The sequence below is a fragment of the Nocardiopsis listeri NBRC 13360 genome (genome assembly GCF_001570765.1).
Taxonomy (GTDB): domain Bacteria; phylum Actinomycetota; class Actinomycetes; order Streptosporangiales; family Streptosporangiaceae; genus Nocardiopsis; species Nocardiopsis listeri.
Window position 1 is genome coordinate 53,952 of the sequence record NZ_BCSH01000037.1, and the last position, 25,251, is coordinate 79,202.

Below are 25,251 nucleotides of genomic sequence, written 5' to 3' on the forward strand. Positions count from 1 at the left end.
CGCCACACTGTTCCGGTGCGGGTCAGGGCCCCGGGACCAGGTCCAGCAGGGATGCCTCGGGGCGGCAGCAGAACCGCACCGGAGCGTACGGGGACGTGCCCATGCCGCCGGAGACGTGCAGCCACGCCTTCCCGTACTCGTTCAGCCCCCAGGCCCGCTTGCGGTCGATCCCGCAGTTGGTCACCAGGGTCCCGTAGAACGGCAGGCACAACTGGCCGCCGTGGGTGTGTCCGGCCAACAGGAGCTGGTAGCCGTCGGCCTCGAACCGGTCCAGGTTGGCGGGTTCGGGTGAGTGCAGCACCCCCAGACGCAGGTCGGCGCTCGGGTCGGCCCGGCCGGCGATGGCGTCGTACCGGTCCAGCTTGATGTGCGAGTCGTGTACGCCACCCAAGGCCACGTCCAGCTCGCCGACCTTCAACGAACCCTTGTGGTTGTTCAGGTCCAGCCAACCCGACGCCGACATCGAAGCGCCCAACTCACGCCAGGGCAGGTCCGGCACCCGACGCTTCCTGTAGTCGTTCTTACTGGTCCGCCACAGGTACCGCGCCGGGTTCTTCAGCTGTGGTGAGAACAGGTCGTTCGACCCGTACACGAACGCGCCGGGGCGGTCCAGGAGCGGCCCGAGCGCGTCGATGAACGGCTCCACGGCCTCCGGGTGCGCCAGGGAGTCGCCCGTGTTGATCACCAGGTCCGGCTCGTACCGTTCGAGTCCGCGGATCCAGTCGATCAGCATCTTCCGCCCGGGCGTCAGGTGCGCGTCCGACAGGTGCAGGATCCGCATCCGGGGGCTGCCGGCCGGCAACAGGGGAAGTTCGTACCTGCGCAGCCGGAACCAGTTGCGTTCGATGACCGAGGCGTACCCCAGTCCGGCCACACCGACCGCGCCCGTGATCGCGGCCGTACGCCCGATCCCGCGCAGAAGTCGTCTACCGTCCACGCTCATCCGGCCCTCCTCTTTCGTCGATCGATCGTCTCAGATCCGGAACCGTCCCGTGCGCAAAGCGTTGGTCCGCGCGGGAGTCACGGCAATAGGATCAGGTCATGTCCGAACTCAAAGATCGCCTCAGGTCCGACCTCACCGCCTCGATGAAGGCGCGTGAGAAGGTGCGCACCGCGACCCTTCGCATGGTGCTCGCCGCCATCTCCACCGAGGAGGCGGCCGGTTCCACCCAACGTTCCCTGAGCGACGATGAGGTCACCAAGCTCCTGGTCCGTGAGACCAAGAAGCGCCGCGAGGCCGCCGAGGCCTTCGACAAGGGTGGTCGCGTCGACGACGCCGCCAACGAGCGCGCCGAGAGCGAGATCCTTTCGGACTACCTGCCCAAGCCTCTCACCGACGAGGAGCTGTCCCAGCTGGTCGCCGCCGCGATCGCCGAGACCGGAGCCTCTGGGATGAAGGAGATGGGCAAGGTCATGAAGGTGGTCAACTCGCAGGTCGCGGGCCGCGCCGACGGTGCTCGTGTGGCCGCGGAGGTCAAGAGCCGACTGGCCTGACGGACGGGCTCGAAGAACGAAAGGGGGTGGGGTGACCAGGTCACCCCACCCCCTTTCCCGTGTGTTCGGACCCGCGTCAGTCCTGTTCGCTCCGGCCGTTGTTCACCGGGCCGGCCGGCAGGACCGGGTGCCAGTCGGTGTCCCCGGAGGGACCTCCGGCGCTTTCCTGGCCGGTGCCGTCACTGAGGAAGACGTTGACCGTGGCCCCCTCCGGCAGGCGGCTGCCGGGGTCGGGGTTCACCGCGGCCACCGAACCCTCCGGCTCGGAGGAGCGCAGCGCGGTCCCCGACACGTTCGCGGAGTAGCCGGCCTCCTCCAGCGCGGACACCGCCGCAGACTCCGGCATGCCGACCACGTCGGGCACACCGCCGTCGTCACTGGCCGGGCTGGCCTCTTCGTCGGCGTCATCGTCGTCATCGTCGTTGGAGGAACGCGGCTCGGAGGTGGAGCCGAATCGGCCGGGCGCGGACGCCAGCTGTTCGACCTCCAGGCCCTCGTGGGCGCCACGCATGGTCTCCTGCCAGATGGGCCCGGGGATCGTGGCCCCGTAGACGACCCCGAAGTGTCGGTCGCCGATGGTGACGTTGCGCAGCGGGTACTGCTGCGGGCCGCGCGGGTCGCCGACGAACACGGAGCTGGCCATCTGCGGGGTGAACCCGGCGAACCAGGCAGCCGCCGAACCGTCGGTGGTACCGGTCTTGCCCGCGGCGGGTCGATTGATGCCGAGGCTGGCCGCGGTACCGCCGTTGAAGGGCTGCGTCAGCAGGTAGCTGGTGCCGTCCGCGACGTCCTCATCGATGACCTGGTCGCACTCGGGCTCGATGTCGATCGTGGTGTTGGACTGGTTGTCCTCGATCTTTGTGATGGCCTGCGGCTCGCAGTACCGGCCGCCGGCGGCGAAGGTGGCGTAGGCGTTGGCCACCCGCAGCGGGGAGACCTCTTCGCTGCCCAGGGTGAAGCTGCTGTTGGCGAGCGAGTTGGCGTTCTCCGTGAACAGGGTGCCGTCGGCGCGTCGCAGCCCCAGCTTCTCGGCCATCTCCATGGTGTTGCACAGCCCGGCCCGCGCCTGAAGCTGCGCGAAGAAGGTGTTGGAAGAGGCCTTGGTGCCGGAGATCATGTTGTGGTTGCCGGCGTTGCTGTCGCCCGCGTTGCTCAGCGACCAGCTCTCCAGACGTCCGCCGTTGCAGGCGGTCTGCCCGCTCACCGTGGTGGAACTCGGTGAGTTGAACGAGGTGCTGAACGGCAGGCCCTGTTCGAGGGCCGCGGCCAGGGTGAACGCCTTGAAGGTCGAACCGGCCTGGAAGCCGCTGCTGCCGCCTCGGTCGGAGTCGGTGGCGAAGTTGATGGACGTCTCGCCGAGTTGACTCTCGTCCGGCCCGTAGTTGCGGCTCTGCATCATGCCGAGGATGTGGCCGGTTCCGGGCTCGACCACGGCCTGGGCCGCCACCTTGCGGGACTCGTTCTCACGAGGCACCCACTTGTCCACGGCGGCCTGACCGGCCTCCTGGGTCTGCGGGTCCAGGGTCGTGTGGATCTCCAGGCCCGCGGTGCGCAACCAGCGGGCGCGTTCGGTCTCGTTGGGGCCGAACCGCTCGTCCTGCTCGATCTCCTGCACCACGTAGTCGCAGAAGAAGGGCTGGTCACTGGGCACGCACCCGTTGGGCGGGGTGTCCAGTTCCAGTTCGAGCTTCTCTTCCTTGGCCTCGTCGGCCTCCGCCTCGGTGATGGAACCCGTGGCGACCATGCGGTCGAGGACGACGTTGCGTCTCTCCTCGGTCTGCTCGGGGAAGAAGCGGGGGTTGTACAGGTAGGGGTAGCGGACCAGACCGGCGATGGTCGCCGCCTGGTGCAGTTCGAGATCGGCCGCGGACACCTGGAAGAAGTGCTGGGCGGCGGACTCGACCCCGTAGGCGCCGTCGCTGAAGTAGGCGATGTTGAGGTAGCCCTCGAGGATCTCGTCCTTGGTCATCCGCTGTTCCAGGGCGACCGCGTAGCGCAGCTCCCGGATCTTGCGGGCGATCGTCTCCTCGCGGGCGTGGTCCAGTTCCTCCTGGGAGGTGGCCGCCTCGATCTGCACGTTCTTGACGTACTGTTGTGTGATCGAGGAAGCACCCTCGGTGTTTCCGCCCATCGTGCGGATGGCCGCGCGCAGGGTGCCCGACACGTCCAGGCCACCGTGCTCGTAGAAGCGGGAGTCCTCGATCGCCATGATCGCGTTGGTCATGTTCGGGGAGATGTCCTCGATGTCGACCAGTTCACGGTTCTGGTCGAAGATCTCCGCTATGACGCCACCATCGGCGTCATAGATCGTCGAGCGTTGTGGAGGCGGAGGGGTCTCCAGTTGGCTGGGCATGTCGAGAAAGCCGCTGGCTACGTTCCTGGCCGTGATCCCCAGGCCCCCGACCGCCGGCATGGCCAAGGCGGCGACGAGCAGACCGGCGATCACGCCGACGACCATCAGTTGGCTGATTCTTTGAAGCAATGTCCCCTGACCCACCCCATCAGACTAAGTGACCGCGAACGCGATAAAGCGGTGCAATCGGTGTCGGACGCCGCTTGTTCATGCGGAATCGACCCTGCCGTCGCACGAGCCGTGCCCCACGACCATCTTTTCACGGTTATCGCTGAACGATCCCGGTACGGTTCGGCCGACGAGTCCCTCCGCCGTGGTCGCGGGAGAGTGGTCGACCGGTTACGCAATGGCCCGCTCGGGCCATATCCATGAGATGGAATGTGGGTCGACCGGGTTCTGTTGGCGCGGCGATCCGAACCGTACTTTCGAGATGTGGGGGTGCGGTGCCATCGAGGATGTCACCCACCCCGTCCGGTGACGGGAGGCCACCGTGCTCCCCTCCACTCAACCAGAGCACATCGACCACCCGTGACCACGAGACCCATCACACGTCTGGGAAGTGGGCCACATGTGGACCGATCAATGGACGACACGGGCTCTGTGCCGACGAATCGATCCTGACACGTTGTTCGTGCCGGGAGCGGCGCAGAACCAGGTGAAGACCATTTGCCAGGGCTGTCCCGTGCGCACCGAGTGCTTGGCGGACGCCCTCGACAACCGGATCGAGTTCGGGGTCTGGGGCGGGATGACCGAACGAGAACGTCGTTCCCTACTTCGAAAGCATCCCGGTGTCAGTGACTGGGGGCCGTTGTTGGAGGGCGCCCGCCGCGATGGCTCCGGCGACCTGGCCCACTACGCGAGGACACGACAGAGCGCCTGAGGCACCTACCGTTCGTCCCCCGCCAGAGCCGATCCGATCTCCCGCAGCCCCACCAGGTCGTGCACGTCCTCCGGACGGGCGGCCACCTCCGTCACCCGTGTATCGGGATGCGTGGACGTCATCCGTTCGAGCAGCCATAGTTCCCGCTCGCGCCTGCGTACACGTTCGGCGTGCGACCGCAACGCCGCCACGGCCAACGGATGGGTGTCCGCCAGGGTGTCGGCCGCCGTCGAGGCCCACTCCGCGCTCAGATCGGCTCCGGGGCCCGTGGGCAGTGGATGGGTGCGGTTCACGACCAATCCCGCCAAGGGCATCGCGTCCTCGGCGAGTCGCTTCACGAAGAAGGAGGCCTCGCGCATGGCGTCGGAGTCGGGCACGGCGACCACCACGAACGCGGTCCCCGGGGCGCGCAGCAACCGGTAGGTGCGTTCGGCGCGCTCCTGGAACCCGCCGAACACCGTGTCGAAGGCGGCGACGAAGGATCTCAGGTCGTTCAGGAACCGGGTGCCCACGATCTTGCCCACCACCGAGCCCACCATGTTCATCCCCGCGCCCAACAACCGGAAGGTGCCCGAACCGGCCGGGCCGAGGAAGCGGATGAGCCTGCCGTCCAGGAACCGGCCGAGACGCTTGGGCGCGTCCAGGAAGTCCAGGGCCGAGCGGCTCGGCGGGGTGTCCACGACGATCAGGTCCCACTCGCCGGACTGGCGCAGTTGGCCCAGCTTCTCCATCGCCATGTACTCCTGCGTGCCGGAGAAACTCGTGGAGAGGGTCTGGTAGAAGGGGTTCGCCAGGATCTGGCGGGCCCGTTCCGGGTCGGCGTGCTCCCGCACGACCTCGTCGAAGGTCCGCTTCATGTCGAGCATCATCGCGTGCAGACTGCCCTGCCCGTCCTGCCCGTCCTGCCCGTCGCCGGAGACCCGTGCTGCCTGGCCGTCCCGGGAACCGCCGCCGGCCGTGACGGGCCGCGGCAACGGAACCGGACGCGGGGTGTTGTCCAGCTCCTCCAGCCCCATGGACTGGGCCAGGCGCCGGGCCGGGTCCACGGTGATCACCACCGTGCGCCGACCCCGTTCGGCCGCGCGCAGAGCCAGTGCCGCGGCCGTGGTGGTCTTGCCCACGCCACCGGCGCCGCAGCACACCACGATCTTCGTTCCGGGATCGTCGATCAGCGCGTCCACGTCCATCGGCTTCGGGTCGGCCCTGCGCGCTCCACCGGTCACTTGCGCACCCCCTGCTCGCTCAGCCGCCGAGCCAACCCGGTCAGTGCCGCCCGGTCCATCCCACCCTCCAGCCGGGGCAGTTCCACCAAGGGGCGCCCAACGTCCTCCAACTCACCCCGTACCCGCAGTTCCAGCAGGTGCCGAAGCGCGTAGGACCGAACCTCCCCGGCGAGGTCGGCGGCCAGCCCCGTCGGGTCGGTCGCCCCCACGACCCTCAGCCCGTCGATGAGAGCCACCTCGTCCAGCTCGCCGATGGCCGCGGCGGTCAGTTCGACCCCCTCCAGCAACCTCGGGCCGACCATGTTCACCAGGACGGCGCCCGGCCGCAGGCCCAGGGCCTCGACCTCGGCGATCCCGTCCCGGGTCTCCTGGGCGGGCATCTCCTCCAACAGGGTCACGAAGTGCACCCTGGCCTGATCCGAACGGATCACCGACATGGCGCGTTCGGCGTGTTCGTGGATCGGTCCCATCCGGGCGAGCCCCGCCACCTCGGAGTTCACGTTCAGGAACCGGCCGATGCGACCCGTGGGCGGTGCGTCCATGACCACCGCGTCGTACTGGTGCGGGCCGCCGGGGGAACGACGTCCGCCCTCGCGGCGCCGGACCGCCTCGGTGGCCTTCCCGGTCAGCAACACGTCCCGCAGCCCGGGGGCGATGGTGGTCGCGAAGTCCACCGCGCCCAGTTTCGTGAGGGCCTGGCCCGCCCGGCGCATCCCGTAGAACATCTCCAGGTATTCCAGCAGCGCCGCCTCCGCGTCCGCCGCCAACACCGAGACCGAACCACCGCCGGGCGCGGACAGCATCACGCGTTCCTCGTAGGGGAGGGGCGCGCTCCCGAGCAGGGAGGCCACCCCCTGCCGGCCCTCCACCTCCATCAGCAGCACCCGACCACCGCCGGTCGCCAGGGCCAACGCCAACGCGGTCGCCGCCGTCGTCTTACCGGTGCCGCCCTTACCCGTCACGATGTGCAACCGAGCGCCGGCGAACGCTTCTCCTGGGCCACCGCCACGCGGTCCGTGTTCACGTTCGTTCACCCCACGGAGTCTATGTGGGCCCCCTCTTCGAGGATGGGTGGTGGGTGGGCGGTTCACCTGGTCCGCCGGACGGGCCGGGGTGAGTAAGGTGGCGGCGTTGAGGTGCGGTCCTTCGGGCCGCCGGTCACCGAGAGGGGTAGAGACCAGATGACCAAGTGGGAGTACCAGAGCGTCGCGCTGCTGTCGCACGCCACCAAGCAGATCCTCGACGGCTGGGGCGATGACGGCTGGGAACTCGTCAGCGTCGTCCCCGCGCCGCTGCCCGAGGGCGCCGACCCGCGCAACCAGCAGTACGTCGCTTACATGAAGCGGGCGAAGTAACGATGGCCACCCCCGAAGAGCGGATCGCCGAGCTGGGGCTCACCTTGCCCGAGGTGGTGCCTCCGGTCGCCTCGTACGTGCCCACCGTCCTCAGCGGTGACCACGTGTACGTCTCCGGTCAGCTCCCCTTCGTGGACGGGAAGCTGCCCGCCACCGGCAAGGTCGGCGCCGAGGTCGACGCTCGGACCGCGCAGGAGCTGGCCGCCGTGTGCGTGCTCAACGGCATCGCCGCGGTGCGCGCGGAGATCGGTGACCTGTCCAAGGTCGTGCGGGTCGTGAAGGTCGGCGGTTTCGTCGCCAGTGCTCCCGACTTCACCGGTCACCCCGGCGTGATCAACGGGGCCAGCGATCTGCTCGGCCAGATCTTCGGCGAGGCCGGTGTGCACGCTCGCGCGGCCGTCGGAGTGGCGGCCCTGCCGCTGGACTCCCCGGTCGAGGTCGACATGATCGTCGAGGTCCGTTGACCGACCCGAGGACGCCCCGACGGCTCCCGGTGGGTAGCGCGGGCACGGTGTGGCTTTTGCGAACGACAGGAGTGCTCCGATGACCGAGAACGAGGGTGTGGTCCGGCCTCGTCCCGCCGCCACCGTGATGCTGTTGCGTCCGGTGACGGATGCCGCGGGCGCCTCGGGAGGGCGGCCCATGGAGGTCCTGCTGATGCGCAGGGTTCCCTCCATGGGCTTCGCCCCGGGTGCCTACGTGTTCCCGGGAGGAAGGGTCGACGAGCGTGACGCCGACGGTGACCTGCCGTGGACCGGTCCGGCACCCGAGGAGTGGTCCAGGATCCTCGGCGTCGACGTGCCCATGGCCCGGGCCCTCGTTTGTGCCGCGGTCCGCGAGACCTTCGAGGAGACCGGCGTGCTGTTGGCCAGTGAACCGGAGCACGCGAGTGACACGGCCATCACCCTGGACACCGACACCGACGAATGGGAACGGGACCGGCTCGGCCTCATCGACCGCTCGCGTTCGTTCACCGAGGTGCTGTCCCGGCGCGGCCTGGTGCTGCGTTCGGAGTGGTTGCGCGCCTGGTCGAGGTGGATCACGCCCGCACGGGAACCGCGCCGCTACGACACCTGGTTCTTCACCGCCGAACTACCCCCGGGGCAGCGACCCCGTGACGTGGGCGGGGAGGCCGACCACACCCAGTGGGTCGACCCCGCGGTGGTGGCCCCGGAATGGGACGCGGGGCGGATGCCGATGCTGCCGCCCACCGTCATCGCTTGCGCGGAGCTGGCGGGCCATCGGACCCTCGAAGGCGTACGAGACGCCCAACGGGATATCGTTCCCCTCGAACCGGAGGTTCGGGAGATGGACGGACATCTCCGTGTGGTCGCTCCGGACGGCACGGACTTCCCGTTGCCGAAACCGAACACGAGGACCTGAGGGCACGGCGCCCTGAGGCCGACACCGTGGGGCCCTCCGGCGGTGTGCCGGACACGGTGGAGCCGTTCGACGGTAGGGGACGCCCGGTCGCGGACAGGTATCCCACCATGGTTCCTTGGCCGTCCTTCAGACCGGTCCGGTTCCTGCGAGCGAAGCGAGGTGCGATGAGGATCGACGGTTCCGGGACGCTGCGCGCCGGTTGCGTGCTGTGCCCCAACCCTGGCCCGATGACCCTGGAGGGGACCAACACCTGGATCCTGCGTGAACCGGGAGCGCGGGGGGTCGTGGTCGTCGACCCCGGCCCGCACGACGAGCGGCACCTGGAACGGGTGGCCCGGACGGTGCAGGAACAGGGTGCCCAGGTACAGATGACCCTGCTGACCCACCGGCACTTCGACCACACCGAGGGTTCGCGGTACTTCGCCGAGCTGACCGGTGCCCCCGTGCACGCGGTCGACCCGAAGATGCGCTTGGGCGGGTCCGGGTTCGAGGACGGTCAGGTGCTCAGCGCCGACGGTCTGGAACTCCGGGTCATCGCCACCCCCGGGCACACCGACGACTCGGTCTGCTTCCTGCTGGAGTCGGACGGCGCGATGCTCACCGGCGACACCATCCTGGGACACGGGACCCCCGTGATCGACGGGGACGACGGCCTGGCTCCCTACATGGAATCGATGTACCGCCTGCGCGACCTGGTCAGGGAATACCAGGTCCGGACGCTGTTGCCGGGACACGGGCCGATCCTGACCTCCCCGCTGGCGGTCATCGACTCCTACATCGATCACCGTGAGTCGCGCCTGGAACAGATCCGTGGCGCGGTACGGGCCGGGTCCACCAAGGTGGAGGAGATCATCGACAGGGTCTACCCGGACGTCGTGGAGAGCATCCGTCCGGCCGCGGCCTCCTCTGTGCGGGCGCAACTGCGCTACCTGGCGGTCAAGGGCGAACTCCCCGAGGAGATCGAGGACTGATCCGGGTCCGCGAACCGGGCACCCTCACGCCACGGTGTCCGGTGACCACCGGACACCCCCTGAACACCGCCACCCCCGAAAAGCGCTGCGGCCGTCACCCCGAAGGGCGACGGCCGCACAGCGTCATCGGGTGCTCGATCCCGCTAGCGGGCGCGGCGGCGCATCCGCTCGACGTCGAGCAGCACCACGGCCTTGGCCTCGATTCGCAGCCAACCGCGCAGGGCGAACTCGGCGAGCGCCTTGTTGACCGTCTCACGGGAGGCGCCGACCAGCTGGGCGAGCTCCTCCTGGGTGAGGTCGTGGTGGACGTGCAGGCCGTCGTCGCCCTCCTTGCCGAACTTGTCGGCGAGTTCGAGCAGGGCCTTGGCCACACGGCCGGGCACGTCGGTGAAGACCAGGTCGGCCATCACGTCGTTGGTGCGGCGCAGTCGGGCGGCCAGCGACTTCAGCAGCTGCAGACCCACCTGGGGGCGGCTGGACAGGAACGGCCGCAGGTCGTCGTGGCCGAGCCCGGCGAGCACGGAGTCGGTGACGGCCACGGCGCTCGCGGTGCGCGGGCGCGGGTCGAACAGCGAGAGCTCACCGAACATCTCGCTGGGGCCGAGCACGCCCAGCAGGTTCTCGCGGCCGTCGACGGCCGTGCGGGTCAACTTCACCTTCCCGCTGAGGATGACGTACAGGCGGTCGCCCTCGTCACCTTCGTTGAACAGGGTCTGACCGCGGCCGAGACGCACCTCGTTCACCGAGGAGCGGAGTGCGGCCGTGTCCTCCTCGTCCAGCGCCTCGAACAGAGGAGCCTTACGGAGCACCTCGTTGATCTCGTCCACACGTCCTCCTAAAACCTGACCGTCAACAGTGTGACGTATATCGCAACCCGGTGGGAAACCAGGCCGTTACCTCGGCTTGTCCGCCGGAAGACAACGCGCCCACAACAGCCGACGTCAGCCCATACGATCCTAGTCGCCATCCGCCTGTCCCAAGGCGATCCGCGCCGCATGACCGGGACATTGGTCACAAAATCCCGATCACGGACCGAAACGCCGACGCGTCGTCCGTTCCAGCGATCCGGGCCTACCCTCGCGGGAGGACGCCTACCCTGTGACGATGCCTCGTGACACCCCTGACGCACTCGCGGAGGAGCCCACGCCCACCGGTGAGAGCCGGTTGGCGCTGGTCCGACGCGCACGGAAGATGTACCGGGAGCTCTCCGAGCTCTATCCGGACGCCCACGCCGAACTGAACTTCACCACTCCTTTGGAGCTTCTGGTCGCGACGATCCTGTCGGCGCAGTGCACCGACAAGAGGGTCAACCAGGTCACTCCGGCGCTCTTCGCGCGCTATCCCGACGCCGAGGCCTACGCATCGGCCGGGCGTGAGGAGCTGGAGGAGATGATCCGTTCCACGGGGTTCTTCCGGGCCAAGGCCAACAGCCTGATCGGTTTGGGTCAGGCCTTGTGCGAACGGCACGGCGGTGAGGTTCCGGGAAACCTCACAGACCTGGTCAAACTACCCGGTGTGGGACGAAAAACCGCAAACGTACTGCTCGGTAACGCCTTCGATGTGCCGGGTATCACGGTCGACACCCATTTCGGACGACTCGTCCGACGGTTCGGGTGGACCGAGGAAGAGGACCCGGTCAAGGTCGAGCACGCGATCGGCGAGCTCTTCCCACGCAAGGACTGGACGATGCTGTCCCACCGAGTGGTCTGGCATGGCCGACGGGTCTGCCACGCGCGCCGCCCGGCCTGTGGAGCCTGCGTGGTGGCGCACTGGTGCCCGTCCTTCGGGGAGGGACCCACCGATCCGCCGACCGCCGAGAAGCTGTTGCGCATGCGTTCGTTCGCATGAGCCGGTTCCGGGAACGTTCCCGGAACCGACCGGAGACCGCCCCATCGCACAGGTGAGGGCCGGTCCCCGGGAAGCACCCGGCGGCAGTTTGTACCCTGATCACGTGAGTGCGCACACATCTGCCCCCGAGACGGGCCTGGCTCGGGCCCGACCACGTGCTCCGGCGGACTTCGACACCGTGGCGGAACACGAGAGCTCCCACCATCAGATGACCGGTTGGGAACCACCCGGGTGAACCTCCCGGACGATCTCGCGCGACGCGTGTCCCGCGAGACGTCCACACCCTGGCCAAAGACGACGGCGCGTTGACCCCGGAACAGGTTCCTTCATGAACTCGACCCCGCTCTGGCTGTCCGCCCTCGCGGACGCCGCCCGGACCATGCCGGTGCCCGAACCCATGCGCCCGCCGGCGCGAGGCGGCCGGGAATCGGCGGTCCTCATCCTGTTCGGTGAGACCGACCGCGGACCCGACCTGCTGCTCATCCAGCGAAAGGCCGGCCTTCGCCGGCACGCCGGCCAACCGGCCTTCCCCGGTGGCCGGATCGAACTCACCGACCCCTCACCCGAGGCCGCCGCCCTGCGCGAGGCCGAGGAGGAGACCGGGGCGATCCCGGCCGGGATCGACGTGGTGGGCCGACTGCCCGAGCTCTACCTGAGCTTCAGCGACTTCCGTGTCGCCCCCGTGCTCGGTTGGTGGCGCGAGCCCTCCGAGGTGCGAGCGGCGGACATCGACGAGGTCGCCGCGGTCTCCCGCGTCCCCATCGCCGACCTGGCCGATCCGGCCAACCGGGTCAAGGTGCGCTACGGCGACGGATCGATGTGGGGCCCGGGTTTCCGGGTCGACGGCATGCTCGTGTGGGGCTTCACCGGAAAGATCATCGACGAGCTTCTCGTGCTCGGTGGATGGGAACTTCCGTGGCGCGTCCGGGGTCTCACAGACGAGTTCGAAGCCACCCCGCAGGGTCTGCGTCCGGTCGGTTAACCGCTCACCTTTTGGAGGACAACCGTGCTCGACGCGGTTCTGGTCGTCCTGTTGCTGCTGTTCGCGGTGACCGGCTACCGACAAGGATTCATCGTCGGGGTGTTCAGCTTCGTCGGTTTCATCGGCGGAGGCGTGATCGCCGCCCTGACCGCACCCGGACCGATCCAGAACTGGATCGAGGATCCGGGGCGACAGGCGTTGCTGGCGATCGCGGTGGTGTTCCTGGCCGCCGCGCTCGGACAGTTCCTCGCCTCCTACCTGGGCACCCTGGTGCGTAACAAGGTCACCTGGGATTCGGCGCGCGTCGTGGACGCCCTGGGTGGTGCGCTCATCAGCGGCCTGTCCGTACTGCTCGTCGCCTGGTTCATCGGCAGCACGGTCGCCAACTCCGCGCTTCCACACGTCTCACAGCAGGTCAGGGACTCGCGGATCCTCCAATCGGTGGACACGCTCATGCCCGACGCCGCACACCAGGGCTTCTCCACCTTCCGGCGGGTGGTGGACCAGAGCGCCTTCCCGCAGGTCTTCAGTGGTCTGGGCACGGGGGAACTCGCCGAGGTGGAGCCGCCGGACCCGGACGTCCTCACCACACCCGAACTCATCGAGTCGAGCCGCAGCGTGGTCAAGGTCCTGGGCACGGCCCCCTCGTGCCAGCGACGCGTGGAGGGGACCGGGTTCGTCTACGGGGACGACCGCATCATGACCAACGCGCACGTGGTCGCCGGGGTCACCGACGACATGCGCGTGGTCACCAGGGACGGCCACCAGTTGCCCGCGACCCTGGTGCTGTTCGACGCCCAGCAGGACCTGGCGGTGCTGCACGTTCCCGGACTGGACCTGAACCCGCTGGAATTCGACCACGACGCGGACCAGGGCGACGACGCGGTCGTCGCGGGCTTCCCGCGCAACAGTGGCTTCACCGCGGTGCCCGCGCGTATCCGGGCCGAGCAGACCGCGCAAGGGTCGGACTTCTACCACTCCCAGCAGGTGAGCCGGGAGATCTACCAGGTTCGCGCGGTGGTGCGTCCCGGTAACTCCGGTGGCCCGCTGCTCGCCCCGGACGGATCGGTCTACGGGGTCGTGTTCGCGGCCGCCACCAACGAGGACGAGACCGGTTACGTGCTGACCGCCGACGAGATCGCGGAGAACGCCCAGGAAGGGCTTTCCGCCACTTCCGAGGTCTCGTCCCAGACCTGTGACTGAGCAGGTCTCAGCGCGCCGTACAACGCCGCCCCGGGCCGGTTCCGGGGCGTCCCGGCGGGCGGAGGCCACCAGGGCGGTCGGACGAGTGTGAACACGAAGGGGGCGCCTTCCCGCCCGGGAAGGCGCCCCCTCGTCGTATTCATCTCGACGGTCCGGTCGATCCGGCCTTGGAGACCAGGTCGCCGAACAACCTCAGTTCGAGCTCGGATCCTGGGCTTGATCGGTGCCCAGAGGCCAGCTCATGCGCACCACCGTTCCCAGTTCCTGCGGCTCGATGCTCACCTCGTCCGCGAGGCCGGTGATCACCGCAAGGCCGAGGCCGGGGGAGAACCCGGAGATGCCCCCCGGAGGGGTGTCATCGCCATCGAGGAAAAGGCCGTCGAGTAGGGGTTCGACATGCTTGAAGGTCTCGTCCGAGTCCTTGGAGGGGGCTCGATCGGAGACCACGACCTCGAATCGTCGTGTGGCGCTCCCGTTGGCGCGTGCTGCTCGGCTCGTGGTGTCGGTGCGGGACTCCGACACCGGATCAGCTCCGCTCCCGTCGATCAGCTGGAGCAGGATCGGCTGTGTCGGACAGTGCAGCTTGTGAGCCGCCACCGCCCGGGAGCAGGCCTCACCGACCGCCAGCCTGATCTCATCGATCGCGGAGGCGGCGATTCCCGCCCGCCGCGCGACGGTCGCGGCCATGAGCCGAGCCGTGCGCACGTGAGCGGGGAGCGCGCTGATCGTGAGCGTGATGGTTGCCATCGCTCGCTCTGGGCTACTTCGCGGAGCGCTTGTCGATGGCTTCCTGCACCGTGTCGTGGATGCCGAACACCTTGGTCAGACCGGTGATCCGGAAGATCTTCAGGATCCGCTCCTGGGTGCACACCAGGTCCAGCGTCCCGTCGTGAGCACGGACGCGCTTCAGCCCGCCCACGAGCACACCGAGTCCCGTCGAGTCCAGGAACTCCACCTTCTCCATGTTGACCACGAGGTAGAAGTTGCCCTTGTTCACCAGGTCTATGAGCAGCTCGCGAAGTCGGGGCGCGGTATAGACATCGATCTCACCCTCAACGACAACGATCTCGGTGTCGCCCTCGGTGTAATGATCAAGCTTCAAGTCCACAAGTCCTCCAGCGCCGAACCGCGAATTCTCGCGAATGGTCTCTGCCGGGCGTTACCCCACCAGCACGCATTCAACCACGGGTATCCCGAGTGTCTGCCCGCCCTGGGGGCGGGAAAACGGTGACCCCGCGCAACTCTTCCCTCGGATGTCACACTGAAACCGATGCGCATCGGTACCCGAGCCTTGCCCGGAGGGTCGTGTGCCCTGTGAACGTGTCCACTGAGAGGGGTCTCGATGAGGCGGTCGGAGCCCGTGCTCCCCGGTGTGTGGCGTGACGACACCCGGTACCCGCAGGTCACCCACATCGAGCATGTGACCCGGAACGCGGGAGTGAGCGGGGACTGGCCGCAGTGGACAGCTCCCCACCTGGTCGAACGGCTGGCCGAACGGGGGATCACGAACCCGTGGTCCCACCAGACGGCAGCCGCGGACCTCGCACGTTCGGGCCGCGATGTGATCATAGCCACGGGCACCGCCTCGGGAAAGTCGCTCGCCTTCCTTATGCCCGCCGTGGACGCGATCGACGCGGGCGGAACGGTGCTCTACCTCTCACCCACCAAGGCACTCGCCCAGGACCAACTCCGATGGATTACGGACTTGGGGCTTCCCGGCATGCGTGCGGCCGTATATGACGGTGACACCTCCCCCGAAGAGCGCACCTGGGTACGCGAGCACGCCGGGTACGTGCTCACCAACCCGGACATGTTGCACCACGGAATGCTCCCCAGGCACGGCGCGTGGGCCCGCTTCCTGCGGCGACTCCGCTACGTGGTGATCGACGAGGCTCACCGGTACCGCGGGGTTTTCGGGTCGCACGTCGCCCAGATCCTGCGGCGTCTGCGCAGGGTGTGCGCCCGCTACCGTTCGGAACCGGTGTTCGTGCTGGCCTCGGCCACTTCCGGGTCCCCGGCGCAGAGCGCCACTCGGCTGACCGGTGTACCGGTGACCGCGATCACCGAGGACGGCTCACCACGACCGGCTCTGTCCGTGGCCCTGGTGGAACCGGAGATGACCGACCTCACCGGTGAGCAGGGCGCGCCGATCCGTCGTACCGCACCCTCCCAGGCCGCCGAGATGCTGGTCGACCTGGTGCGGGACCGGGTGCGGACCCTGGTCTTCGTGCGTTCCCGGCAGGGTGCGGAGGTGGTGGCGTTGTCCGCCCAGCGGATGCTCACCGAGCAGGGCGAGCACGACCTGGCCGAACGGGTGGCGGCGTACCGGGGCGGGTACCTGGCCGATGACCGGCGGCGCCTGGAAGAAGCACTCCGTTCGGGAGAGCTGCTGGGTCTGGCGAGCACTAACGCCCTCGAACTGGGGGTGGACATCAGCGGGTTGGACGCGGTGCTCATCGTCGGGTGGCCGGGGACGCTGGCCTCCCTGTGGCAGCAGGCCGGGCGCGCGGGCCGGCGCGGCAACGACGCGCTGGCCGTGTTCATCGCCCGGGACGATCCCCTCGACACCTACCTGGCCCACCACCCCGAGGCCATTTTCGGACGATCGGTCGAGGCCACCGTCCTCGACCCGGAAAACCCGCACATCCTCGGTCCACACCTGTGCGCGGCCGCCCAGGAGCTTCCGATCACCCGTGCCGACTTCGACCTCTTCGGAGAGAGTACGCCGGGCAGACTCGACGAACTCGTGGCGCGAGGGCTGTTGAGAAAACGCCCACGGGGGTGGTTCTGGACCAGCAACGAGAGGGCCAGTGACCTCGCCGATATCCGCGGTTCGGGGGGACCACCCGTGCAGATCGTCGACACGGGCAGCGGCCAACTGCTCGGGGAGATCGACGAGGCCGCCGCGCACGGCACCGTTCACCCCGGTGCCGTCTATCTCCATCAGGGGATCACCCACCTGGTCGACGACCTCGATCTGGACGAGGGCGTGGCCCTGGTGCACACCGCCGAGCCGCCCTACAGCACGTGGGCGCGCGACACCACGGACATCACCATCCGTTCCGTACTGCGCCAGGAGACCTGGCCGAGCGGTGCGAGCGTGCACTTCGGCGAGGTCGAGGTGGTCCGCCAGGTGGTGGGGTTCCTCAAACGCGACGTGCGCACCGGTTCGGTCCTCGGCGAACAGCCCCTCGACATGCCCGAACGCACGCTCCAGACCCGAGCGGTCTGGTGGACGCTGACCGAGGAGGGCGAGAACCGGCTGCGCGAGGAGGACGTGGGCCTGCTCGGCGCCGCACACGCGGCCGAACACGCCTCCATCGGCATGCTGCCCCTGTTGGCCACCTGCGACCGGTGGGACATCGGAGGCGTCTCCACCTCACTGCACTCCGACACCGGCCGCCTGACGGTGTTCGTCTACGACGGCTACGAGGGCGGTGCCGGTTTCGCCGAACGCGGTCACGCCGCCGCCCGAGAGTGGCTCACGGCGACCCGGGCGGTGATCGCGGACTGCGAGTGCGAACAGGGGTGTCCCTCCTGTGTCCAGTCGCCCAAGTGCGGCACGGGCAACGAGCCGTTGAGCAAGTCCGGCGCGCTGCGGCTTCTGGACGAGGTCCTCGGTGAGGTCACCGAAGAGGGCGACTGACCGGGCACCGGAAGCATCTCCGACCAGGGACGGACACCGGGCTCCCGAGGCGGTCCCGGAACAGACCTCGGGTGGCGCGCGGAGTTATCCACAGGCTGTGGATCGTCACTTCCATCACGAACCGGGACCGCGCAACCTGGAAATGGGGCGGAACCTCGTCCGCCCCGTCCCCAGGGAGGTCCCGTGTTCCCCTACCCGTGCTCGACCATGCCCGTCCGTCTCGACGACCGAGGGCTGACCACGGCCGAATACGCCATATGCACCCTCGCGGTGGTGGCGTTCGCCGGACTCCTCTACGTCATCCTCACCGGCGACACCGTCCAGACCGCCCTCACCACGACCATCGTCGATGCGCTCAGCTCCGACCGCTGATCGCGGCTCCACCACGATGGAGACGGCCATGGTGCTTCCGGCACTGCTGCTGGTCCTCGGTATCGCGCTCGGCGCGATCGCGGCGGCCGCCGCCCAGCTTTCCTGCGCCGACGCGGCACGGATCGGGGCCAGGGCGCTCGCCCGGGGCGAGCCACCGGAACGGGCCCGGGCCCTCGCGCTGAAAGCCGCTCCGAACGGCGCCCACATCGACCTGACCAACGACGACGACATGGCCCGCGTCACCGTGCGGGCCCGGGTCCGGCTCGGACCCGCCCTCACCCCGCCCGTGGGGATCGACGGCAGCGCCGCGGTCCCCCTGGAACCAGGTCCATGAGGGGCGGCGACGTAGGTGCCGGCACCGCGGGGAGCGTTTCCGTGTGCCTGGTGCTGATGTTCCTCACCTACGCGCTACTGACCGGCGCCGGGCTGGTCCTGGACCGCGAACGGGTGGGGGCCGCCGCCGACCTGGCGGCGCTCGCGGCGGCGGCCCGTGCCCATCAGGGGGAGGAGCCGGCCTGCGCGGTGGCCGTCGAGACCGCCTCGGCCAACGGCGCGGACCTCGACGACTGTGCGCTCGACGTCCACACGGTCACGGTGACGGCCGTCCTGCCCTCGTCCCTGCTCCCCGTGACCCTGCGGGCCGTCGCCCGAGCCGGCCCCGTCCACGACCCCACCGAGGAGGTGGAATGACCGCTCACTCCGTTGTTCTGTGCGCTCTCCTACTCTGTGTTCCCCCACAGCCCACCGATGGAGCCGCCCACTGCCCCACGTCCGCGCCCCCGACCACCCCCGCCTTGGAGCTCCCCGAGCCGCCGAGCAGGCGAGGCACGTCCCCGGGCGTGGACGCGAAGGCACCCGACGCGGTTGCCGAAACCGACGCTGACGCGGATACCGGCACAGGTTTCCTCGGGCCCCTCGCCGACTGTGTCGCCGTACTGGAGGACGAGGCCTCCGGTGGGGACGACGCGAAGGAGCGCGCGGACGAATTCGAGGATCCGGGCGAGGACATCGATCCGCCGGCCCCGACCCCGGCGGAACCGACGTCCGAGCCATCGGCCGCACCATCGTCCGTGCCCGATCCGGGGCCGGCGGGCCCCGAGGCCGGATCCGAAACGGAACCCACGCCCGAACCGGGGCAGAGGGAGGAGGACAGCGCCGCTCCGGTGGTCGCCCCGTCCCCGTCCCCCGAGCCTCGGCCGACGGAGAACGGAACGGTGAGTCGGGCCTCCGAGACCACGCGTCCGACCCCGTCCGTCGACCACGACCAGGGCGTCGGTGAACGACCACCGAGCAAAAAGGTGGAGGAACCTCAGGAGACGGGTTCCGTGGACGGTCTCGCGTTCGAGGAGGCCTCGGCCACGAGCGCGTTCGGGCGCGCCGTCGGGGTCACTTCGACCACCCTGCTGTTCCTGCTCGCGGCCGGCACCCTCGGGTTGCGCCTGGCCGTGGGCTGGCCGCGATTTCCGCCGCTCTACCTGGGTCGTCGTCGCCTGAGCGATGACCTCGACATCCACTGACGTGAGCCGGGCCGGGGGAGAGATCCCCCGGTGACGGGAAACCGGGCATCGGCCCGCGGGGCGCTCGGACCTGCCGAGACCCACCGGTCATGGTCCTCGACGCACCGTCCTTCGTTCCCGGAGCCCCATCCTCGGTGTGACAGAGCCTCAGGGCACCAGAGCCGAACCCAGCAGTTCCGCGGCCATGGGTACCAGACCGATCAGGACGAACGCCGGCAGGAAGCACAAGCCCAGCGGCGCCACCACCAGTACCCCCAAGCGCTCGACGCGGGCCATGGCGCGGGCCCGCAGCGACCGGCGCAGGTCGGACACGTGGCGGTCGAGCAGGTCGGCGACCGGTGCCCCCGTGTCGGCCGCCCGGGCCAGGTCTCGCCCCACCGCCACCAAGGGCTCGGGCAGAGACGAGCGACGCCAGGCCGAGTCCGGTTCCGCGCCCAACCGCAACCGCTCGGAGACGGCGGCCAACTCCTCGCCCAACGGACCTCGGGCAGCCTCCGACACCGCGGCCAGACACGCGGGAAGGGTCGCGCCGGCCCGGATGCCCGAACCGATCAGACCGATCAGTACCGGCAGCTCGGCGGTGCTCGGGAGCCTGTCCGGATCGACCCGCGCTCGCGCCCCTCGCCACCACGACCAGAGCGTTCCGCCGAGTACGACGGCCCCGGCGAACGGCCCCAACAGTCCGGTCACGGTCGCCACCGCGATCGCCGAGGCCACGAACCGGACCACGGGCCCCGCCGGCCGTCCCCACCAGCGTGGTGGATCCTCCCGTACTTCGTCCGGCCGTGGACGGAACAGCACCCATACGGCGGCCACCACGCACGCCACCGTCAGTCCCTCGAAGAACATCCCCACCCCTCGCACCCCTTCTTCGATCGCCGTGGGCACCATCGACCCCGGTCGTGTCACGCCCCCCGCCCGGCTCATGGGCGGTCCACGGCGCCCCGCACCAGCCGCAGGGTCCACCAAGCACCGATGAGGTCAAGTGACAGGCCACCGCACAGACACAGCAGGCCCGGCGGTGTGGTGAACAGGAACTCCCACGGGGCCCCGCCCAGGCCCGCCGACATCGCCAGCCCCACCAGTGGAAGACCGCTCAGCATCACCGCGGTGGTCCTCGGTCCGGCCGTTCGGGCGGACGCCTCGGCCCGCAGCTCCTCCTGTTCGGTCAGGTTGGCCGCGAGGTCGTCCACCACGACGGCCAGTCCGGCCCCGGTCTCCGACGCGACCTCCCAGCACGCCGCCAGATACGCCAACTCCCACAACCCCTCCTCGCGGCCGGCCGCGCGACGCAGTGACTCGGCGTCGACCGGTTCTCCCACGAGTGGCCCGGCCTCGATCGCGGCCACCCGAAGGGCGAGTTCGGGTGGCTGCCCGGCGCGGAGTTCGGCGGCCATGACCCGGCAGAGCGTGATGACGGCCCGCCGACGTTCGGTCACCACCCGGCGGGCGGCCAGAGGTGACCGGAACGTGGGTGGCGACCAACGTCGAGAGCGGGACCGGGGCAGGATCGTGGCCAGCCGGAATCGGCCGGTCCGGGGCAGTGACCACAACAGCGCCGCGGTCAGCGAACAGACCACCAGCAGGGTCAACGTCGCCACCCCGGCCCCAGCCGCTCGATCAGCTCCGTCGCCCCCGCGTGTTCGATCCGGTGACCTTCGAGGGTGAACTCCACCGCCGGTTCGGCCCGGACCAGACCGGACTCCTCACGGCGCAGGGACCGCACCTCCGCCAGCCGTCGCCCGCGTCGATCCCGGATCAGATGCAGCACGAGCACCCCGGTGGCTGCGAGCTGACTGTGCACCGCGCCTCGTTCCATCCCCGCGGCGCAGCCCATGGCCTCCACTCGGGCGGGTACCTCACCGGCCCCGTTGGCGTGGAGGGTGCCGGCACCACCCTCGTGGCCCGTGTTCAGAGCACTCAGCAAGGACAAGATCTCCGGCCCTCGGGCCTCGCCGACCACGAGTCGGTCCGGACGCATCCGCAGCCCTTGACGGACCAGGGCCTCCAGGGACACCTCACCGCTGCCCTCGATGTTGGCCGGCCTCGTCTGCAACCGCACCACGTGCGGGTGGTCGGGGCGCAGCTCGGGGGAGTCCTCGGCCAACACGATCCGTTCGTCCGGTGGCACCAGGGACAACAGGCACGACAACAAGGTGGTCTTGCCCGTTCCGGTGCCGCCGCTGATCAGGAACGGAATCCGTCGGGTGATCAGGGCCCGGAGCAGTTCGGCTCCGGACGGGGTCAACGTGCCACACTCGATCAGCGCGGGCAGGCCGAAGACCCGGTTCGGTGGCATCCGCAGTGAGACACAGGCGCTCTCCGCCGCTATCGGTGGCAGCACGGCGTGGAGCCGCGCCCCACCGGGCAACCGTGCGTCCACGTAGGGGGAGGCCGCGTCCAACCGGCGGCCGGCGCGGAACGCCAACCGTTGGGCGAGCCGACGCACCTCGTCGGCCGAGTCGAATCGCACGTGCCCGACCCGTCGTAGCCCCTCACCGGTGTCGACCCACACCTGGTCGGGGCCGTTGACGAGGATGTCGGTGACGTCGGTGGTCATCAGTTCCTCCAACGGACCAGCCCCGTACAGGTCGGCGCTCAGCGCCCGGGTGAGTTCGAGCATGTCGGTGCCGCCCAGCAGGGTCCCCTCGGCGCGCAGGGCCGTCGCCACGTTGGCGGGGGTGATCGCAGACCCACTGGCCACGAAGCGGTTGCGGACCCGTTCCAGGAGGACCTTGCGCTGCTCCGGGGAGATCGACCCCGGCGCCACGGTGCTCCCCGCGGGATCCGGTCCCGATCCGCTCCCGCGTGGCGGAACCGGTGTCGGTCCCGAAGGCCCGCCGCCGTCGGAGGTGGCGGGGGAACCGTGCCACAGCCTTTCGATCCGCCTCATCCCGCCTCCCGCAGTCCGGAGAACGTCCCGACCACGCGGTCCGCGTACCGGGCCAGTGGTGACCGGGGGTGCCGCGCGGGCACCTCGCCCACCGTCAGGGCACGGGAGAGCCCGGGTTCCGGTGGCAGGTCCGCGTCCAGGTCCACCCCCAGACTTCCGGTGACCACAGAAGTGGACAGGCCGCCGTGCGACCCGCGCACCACCAGCCGGAGCCGGTCGGTCTCCTGTCGCAGCGCCTCGATCATGCGCGCCGCCGACACCACCGCGTACACGTCGGCGGGTACGACCAACAGCACGAGGTCGGAGTGGTTGAGGAACACCCGGGTGGCGGCGTCGAAGGACCGGGGCAGGTCGATCACCACCAGATCGGAACCGCGTCGGGCGGAGGCCAGCACGGAACGGGCCGCGCCCACGGGCAGTGACGTCCCCTGCCCACCGGTGCCCCGCGCCCAGGTGAGGACGTCCACCAGACCCGCGTGGGGTAGTCCATCGCGCAGAGCTCGCCAGGGGGTGCGGGAACGCTGGTTCACCAGGTCGTTCCAACCGGTGCGTGGGCTCTGTGGGGTGTGGTCACAGCCCAGGTAGATGTCGGGCCCACAACCCAGGGGATCGGCGTCCAGGAGAGCGGTGGAACGCCCGGCGCGCTCTCCGGCAAGGGCGAGGGCCACGGTGAGCAGGCTGGCCCCGGCCCCTCCGCGTCCCCCGATGACCGACACGGTGGGCGCGGGCCGACTCTCACCGACCACGGCGAACAGTTCGACCAGAAGCGACTCGTCCCGGGGGAGCAGGTAGAGGGGTGAACCGTCGTCGAGTCCGGATCCTCGTCGACCGGATCCTCGTCGACCGGACCCCTTCGGGCCGGACCCCTTCGGGCCGGTCACCGCAGGTCCAGGGCCGGTGGTGACCCCGGCGGGTGGTCCGTGAGAGGTGTGTCCCCCCTCGGACCGGTCCGGTGCCGTGATTCGAAGGTCCGGGGCGTCGGGTGCGCGGGAGGCGATCACCAGCCGAGGGTGTGGCGGTGGATCGGCCGCGCCCAGGATCCCTCGCAGGTCCGCGCCGACCACGACCAGTGGTGCCCTGCGCCAGGAACGCAACGCGTGTTCGGGGTCGGGGGCGACGGCCACCTCGGTCGCGGCCGCGGTGGCCAGCCGGAGCAGGTCGTCGAGGAGGGCGGGATCTGCGGTGACGATGAGGGGGCGCTGCGGAACGTCCATCGGACCTCCGGTGAGGGCGGGAACCTACCCTTTCGACCTTGGTCGACACCGAAGCGTGAGAGAAGTGGGGTGCACGGATCTGTGGATAACTCCGGGGAACCCGCCCCGAGAATCGAGCGGCCTCTACCCGCGGGCGGGACATACGTACGGGGGCTGTCGTGTGTCCCGCCCCGCAGGCGAGGCGGAGCGGAAACCGCGGGCCCCGTCCCAGAGGGGGATCTGGGGCGGCCCTGGTCCGGCCCTGGGGGGACGGGTCGGCTGTTCCGCTCTCCTAGGGAGGGCCTTCGGGAGTGGTCATCGAACTCCCGGGACCTCGGAGGTGGTCCGCTGGTGCGCGTTGGTGCGAAGAACGGTCGGTGGGACCATCCGATCGGCGTGTCCGTATTGCCGTCAGCCACTCGAAAGGGGCGTTCCGCCTCGGTTTCACCGAGGATCTAGGTCCTTCGCTCAACTTCTGGGCCAAACGTCCTTCGCTCAACTTCTGGGCCAAACGCTACCACGAGTGCCGCGTATGGGTTCGGGAATCCCGGGGAAAAACCTCCGTCAACCGTCTATTCGATGCGTGGTTGTACGTCGTAGAAAGAAAGTGGACGGTGGCATGAGTCCCACCCCGACCTCGGTCGCGGGAGCCCACGCCTCGCTGGGCCCCATAGGGCCTGTCCAGGTCTGGTGGAATCGAGTTCCACCAGGTCGGACCACGGATCGGTGACGCTTGACAACCCGCGTTTCCAAGGTCGGAAACGGCGCCCCGGGCCAAGGCCCGAGGCGCCGTTCGACGTGCACGTGCAGATGCCCGTGGCATTCTTGAAAGATTGTCCAACGTTCAAGCGTGACCGAACCGATATCGAATGGCCGTTCCACTTGTCGGTTAATGGACGATTGCGAAACTTCGCAGCTTTCCCGCGCAAGGTCCGACAGGGAGTGGACCGAAGCGCGTTCGGTCCGACTTCAGCCGCGCTTGAGCGCCTCGCACGTGGCCATGGAGTCCTGGGCGCCGGCGAACACGGCGCGGCAGCAGTACACGATCCAACCGCCGACGCCCTCCGGGGTGCCCTCCATGTATCCGCGCAGGGCGGGGGCGTATTCGTCCCTCAACGTCTGGTGACCCAGCTCGGAGGCGACCAACGACTTCGGGTCCAGGCCACGTTCGATCAGGGTCAAGCGCTCCGCGGCGCGCGCCACCAGCCCGTCACCCCATCCGAACGGACGGATCGCCATCAGCTCTCCGTGCACCAGCGACGAGGTGATCAGGGCGGGCACCTTCGTGCGGGACTCCAGCAGTCGGTACAGGCCCTCCAGCCGCGCGGAGGCCACCGAGGAACTCGGCGCGGGACCCAGCTCCAGCGGATCCTCGACCCGTTCACCCTCCAGGCGGGGGCGGCCCAGCGCCTCTTCGGAGACCGCGTCGGCGGCGGCCAACGTGTGCAGTCGCGCCAGGGTCTGCCGGGGCGCCTTCGGCCAGGTGTCCACCATCGTGCCCAGCTCGCCGCCGATGCGCAGCGCACCCTTGATCCGGGTGTCGTAGACGTGCCCCTCGCGGATCTCGTCCATCGAGACCTCGGCGCCCTCCAGTACCGCCGACGCGCACGCGCCGCGCAAGGAGGACTCCAGGGACACGTCGTTGCCGCGCCGACGCAGGATCCGGTGGTCCCTCAGCCGGTCGACCAGGGTTCGCGTCTCGTCGACCGCGTCGCTCACCCCCGGCAGCTCGGCGATCCGGGACAGTGGGTCTGACAGGGAGGCAGAACTCGATTCGCTCACGTCGACCAACACTACGCGGCGGTAATGCCGGCCGCTCACATGCCCGGACAGGTTCTGGGAAGACCGTTCATCGCGGAGCGACGACCGTTCGTCGACCGTTCGGCGCTCGCCCGGCGCTCACCGCCGCTGGATCGAGACCCGGCTGTTCACGCACCC

General features: G+C 69.4%; 26 protein-coding genes. 14 read left to right on the plus strand and 12 right to left on the minus strand.

What is annotated here, in order from left to right; all coding sequences use genetic code 11:
• Window positions 1-22 precede the first annotated feature (22 nt).
• On the minus strand, window positions 23-943 hold the full coding sequence (locus NLI01S_RS12620; RefSeq protein WP_067603921.1) for a metallophosphoesterase: 921 nt from the start codon (window positions 941-943) through the stop codon (window positions 23-25).
• A gap of 98 nt (window positions 944-1,041) precedes the next feature.
• Between NLI01S_RS12620 and NLI01S_RS12625 the strand changes: the two genes are divergently transcribed.
• Window positions 1,042-1,494, plus strand: a complete 453-nt coding sequence (locus tag NLI01S_RS12625) for a GatB/YqeY domain-containing protein (RefSeq protein ID WP_067603923.1) — start codon at window positions 1,042-1,044, stop codon at window positions 1,492-1,494.
• 76 nt (window positions 1,495-1,570) lie between these two features.
• On the opposite strand, the gene NLI01S_RS12630 is transcribed toward NLI01S_RS12625, so the two are convergent.
• The gene (locus NLI01S_RS12630) at window positions 1,571-3,976 is read right to left on the minus strand and encodes a penicillin-binding protein (RefSeq protein ID WP_067603925.1); all 2,406 of its coding nucleotides are present in this window, start codon (window positions 3,974-3,976) and stop codon (window positions 1,571-1,573) included.
• Between the two features lie 439 nt (window positions 3,977-4,415).
• Here NLI01S_RS12630 and NLI01S_RS12635 point away from each other — a divergent pair, with 439 nt between their 5' ends.
• Window positions 4,416-4,727 (plus strand): WhiB family transcriptional regulator, encoded by a 312-nt coding sequence (locus tag NLI01S_RS12635; RefSeq protein ID WP_067603927.1) that lies wholly within the window; start codon window positions 4,416-4,418, stop codon window positions 4,725-4,727.
• 5 nt (window positions 4,728-4,732) lie between these two features.
• Here the strand turns inward: NLI01S_RS12635 and NLI01S_RS12640 are convergent, their stop codons facing one another.
• Window positions 4,733-5,914 (minus strand): ArsA family ATPase, encoded by a 1,182-nt coding sequence (locus NLI01S_RS12640; RefSeq protein ID WP_067603929.1) that lies wholly within the window; start codon window positions 5,912-5,914, stop codon window positions 4,733-4,735.
• Window positions 5,915-5,946: 32 nt separating this feature from the next.
• The gene (locus tag NLI01S_RS12645) at window positions 5,947-6,984 is read right to left on the minus strand and encodes an ArsA-related P-loop ATPase (RefSeq protein ID WP_067603930.1); all 1,038 of its coding nucleotides are present in this window, start codon (window positions 6,982-6,984) and stop codon (window positions 5,947-5,949) included.
• A gap of 147 nt (window positions 6,985-7,131) precedes the next feature.
• On the opposite strand from NLI01S_RS12645, the gene NLI01S_RS12650 reads away from it, so the two are divergent.
• The 4 genes from NLI01S_RS12650 to NLI01S_RS12665 all read left to right on the plus strand — a co-directional run bounded on the left by NLI01S_RS12650 (window position 7,132) and on the right by NLI01S_RS12665 (window position 9,659).
• The gene (locus tag NLI01S_RS12650; protein WP_157091022.1) at window positions 7,132-7,305 is read left to right on the plus strand and encodes a DUF4177 domain-containing protein; all 174 of its coding nucleotides are present in this window, start codon (window positions 7,132-7,134) and stop codon (window positions 7,303-7,305) included.
• A gap of 2 nt (window positions 7,306-7,307) precedes the next feature.
• Window positions 7,308-7,769, plus strand: a complete 462-nt coding sequence (locus NLI01S_RS12655) for a RidA family protein (RefSeq protein ID WP_067603932.1) — start codon at window positions 7,308-7,310, stop codon at window positions 7,767-7,769.
• Window positions 7,770-7,848: 79 nt separating this feature from the next.
• On the plus strand, window positions 7,849-8,688 hold the full coding sequence (locus NLI01S_RS12660) for an NUDIX hydrolase (protein WP_067603933.1): 840 nt from the start codon (window positions 7,849-7,851) through the stop codon (window positions 8,686-8,688).
• A 164-nt stretch (window positions 8,689-8,852) separates the two neighbouring features.
• Window positions 8,853-9,659, plus strand: a complete 807-nt coding sequence (locus tag NLI01S_RS12665; protein ID WP_067603935.1) for an MBL fold metallo-hydrolase — start codon at window positions 8,853-8,855, stop codon at window positions 9,657-9,659.
• Window positions 9,660-9,802: 143 nt separating this feature from the next.
• Here the strand turns inward: NLI01S_RS12665 and NLI01S_RS12670 are convergent, their stop codons facing one another.
• Window positions 9,803-10,486 carry a Crp/Fnr family transcriptional regulator gene (locus tag NLI01S_RS12670; RefSeq protein WP_014908639.1) on the minus strand — a complete coding sequence of 228 codons (684 nt, stop codon included), beginning with the start codon at window positions 10,484-10,486 and terminating at the stop codon, window positions 9,803-9,805.
• Window positions 10,487-10,763: 277 nt separating this feature from the next.
• On the opposite strand from NLI01S_RS12670, the gene nth reads away from it, so the two are divergent.
• The 3 genes from nth to NLI01S_RS12685 all read left to right on the plus strand — a co-directional run bounded on the left by nth (window position 10,764) and on the right by NLI01S_RS12685 (window position 13,692).
• A complete protein-coding gene (gene nth / locus NLI01S_RS12675; protein WP_190318453.1) occupies window positions 10,764-11,507 on the plus strand; it encodes an endonuclease III in 744 nt (247 codons plus the stop codon).
• Window positions 11,508-11,835: 328 nt separating this feature from the next.
• Window positions 11,836-12,489: an NUDIX hydrolase gene (locus NLI01S_RS12680; protein ID WP_067603937.1), complete on the plus strand. Its 654-nt coding sequence runs from the start codon at window positions 11,836-11,838 to the stop codon at window positions 12,487-12,489.
• 24 nt (window positions 12,490-12,513) lie between these two features.
• Window positions 12,514-13,692 carry a MarP family serine protease gene (locus NLI01S_RS12685; protein ID WP_067603939.1) on the plus strand — a complete coding sequence of 393 codons (1,179 nt, stop codon included), beginning with the start codon at window positions 12,514-12,516 and terminating at the stop codon, window positions 13,690-13,692.
• Window positions 13,693-13,884: 192 nt separating this feature from the next.
• Here NLI01S_RS12685 and NLI01S_RS12690 read toward each other — a convergent pair whose 3' ends face one another.
• Window positions 13,885-14,439 (minus strand): ATP-binding protein, encoded by a 555-nt coding sequence (locus NLI01S_RS12690; protein WP_067603941.1) that lies wholly within the window; start codon window positions 14,437-14,439, stop codon window positions 13,885-13,887.
• Window positions 14,440-14,452: 13 nt separating this feature from the next.
• Entirely contained in the window at window positions 14,453-14,800 is a 348-nt protein-coding gene (locus NLI01S_RS12695) for an STAS domain-containing protein (protein ID WP_067603943.1), read from the minus strand.
• Between the two features lie 234 nt (window positions 14,801-15,034).
• Here NLI01S_RS12695 and NLI01S_RS12700 point away from each other — a divergent pair, with 234 nt between their 5' ends.
• The 5 genes from NLI01S_RS12700 to NLI01S_RS12720 all read left to right on the plus strand — a co-directional run bounded on the left by NLI01S_RS12700 (window position 15,035) and on the right by NLI01S_RS12720 (window position 19,227).
• On the plus strand, window positions 15,035-17,338 hold the full coding sequence (locus tag NLI01S_RS12700) for a DEAD/DEAH box helicase (RefSeq protein ID WP_190318454.1): 2,304 nt from the start codon (window positions 15,035-15,037) through the stop codon (window positions 17,336-17,338).
• A gap of 183 nt (window positions 17,339-17,521) precedes the next feature.
• Entirely contained in the window at window positions 17,522-17,710 is a 189-nt protein-coding gene (locus NLI01S_RS12705) for a DUF4244 domain-containing protein (RefSeq protein WP_067603948.1), read from the plus strand.
• The gene (locus tag NLI01S_RS12710; protein WP_157091023.1) at window positions 17,688-18,044 is read left to right on the plus strand and encodes a TadE family type IV pilus minor pilin; all 357 of its coding nucleotides are present in this window, start codon (window positions 17,688-17,690) and stop codon (window positions 18,042-18,044) included. Before NLI01S_RS12705 ends, NLI01S_RS12710 begins: the two co-directional genes overlap by 23 nt.
• Window positions 18,041-18,400: an Rv3654c family TadE-like protein gene (locus NLI01S_RS12715; RefSeq protein ID WP_067603952.1), complete on the plus strand. Its 360-nt coding sequence runs from the start codon at window positions 18,041-18,043 to the stop codon at window positions 18,398-18,400. Before NLI01S_RS12710 ends, NLI01S_RS12715 begins: the two co-directional genes overlap by 4 nt.
• Window positions 18,397-19,227 carry a hypothetical protein gene (locus NLI01S_RS12720; protein WP_157091024.1) on the plus strand — a complete coding sequence of 277 codons (831 nt, stop codon included), beginning with the start codon at window positions 18,397-18,399 and terminating at the stop codon, window positions 19,225-19,227. The genes NLI01S_RS12715 and NLI01S_RS12720 overlap by 4 nt, the downstream gene beginning before the upstream one ends.
• A gap of 147 nt (window positions 19,228-19,374) precedes the next feature.
• Here NLI01S_RS12720 and NLI01S_RS12725 read toward each other — a convergent pair whose 3' ends face one another.
• The 5 genes from NLI01S_RS12725 to NLI01S_RS12745 all read right to left on the minus strand — a co-directional run bounded on the left by NLI01S_RS12725 (window position 19,375) and on the right by NLI01S_RS12745 (window position 25,095).
• Window positions 19,375-20,076, minus strand: a complete 702-nt coding sequence (locus NLI01S_RS12725; protein WP_067603993.1) for a type II secretion system F family protein — start codon at window positions 20,074-20,076, stop codon at window positions 19,375-19,377.
• 74 nt (window positions 20,077-20,150) lie between these two features.
• Window positions 20,151-20,828 (minus strand): type II secretion system F family protein, encoded by a 678-nt coding sequence (locus tag NLI01S_RS12730; protein ID WP_067603956.1) that lies wholly within the window; start codon window positions 20,826-20,828, stop codon window positions 20,151-20,153.
• Entirely contained in the window at window positions 20,816-21,997 is a 1,182-nt protein-coding gene (locus NLI01S_RS12735; protein ID WP_223809219.1) for a TadA family conjugal transfer-associated ATPase, read from the minus strand. Before NLI01S_RS12735 ends, NLI01S_RS12730 begins: the two co-directional genes overlap by 13 nt.
• Before the next feature lie 119 nt (window positions 21,998-22,116).
• On the minus strand, window positions 22,117-23,334 hold the full coding sequence (gene ssd, locus NLI01S_RS12740) for a septum site-determining protein Ssd (RefSeq protein WP_067603960.1): 1,218 nt from the start codon (window positions 23,332-23,334) through the stop codon (window positions 22,117-22,119).
• Window positions 23,335-24,282: 948 nt separating this feature from the next.
• Window positions 24,283-25,095, minus strand: coding sequence for an oxidoreductase (locus NLI01S_RS12745; protein ID WP_067603994.1), 813 nt, complete (start codon window positions 25,093-25,095; stop codon window positions 24,283-24,285).
• Window positions 25,096-25,251 lie beyond the last annotated feature (156 nt).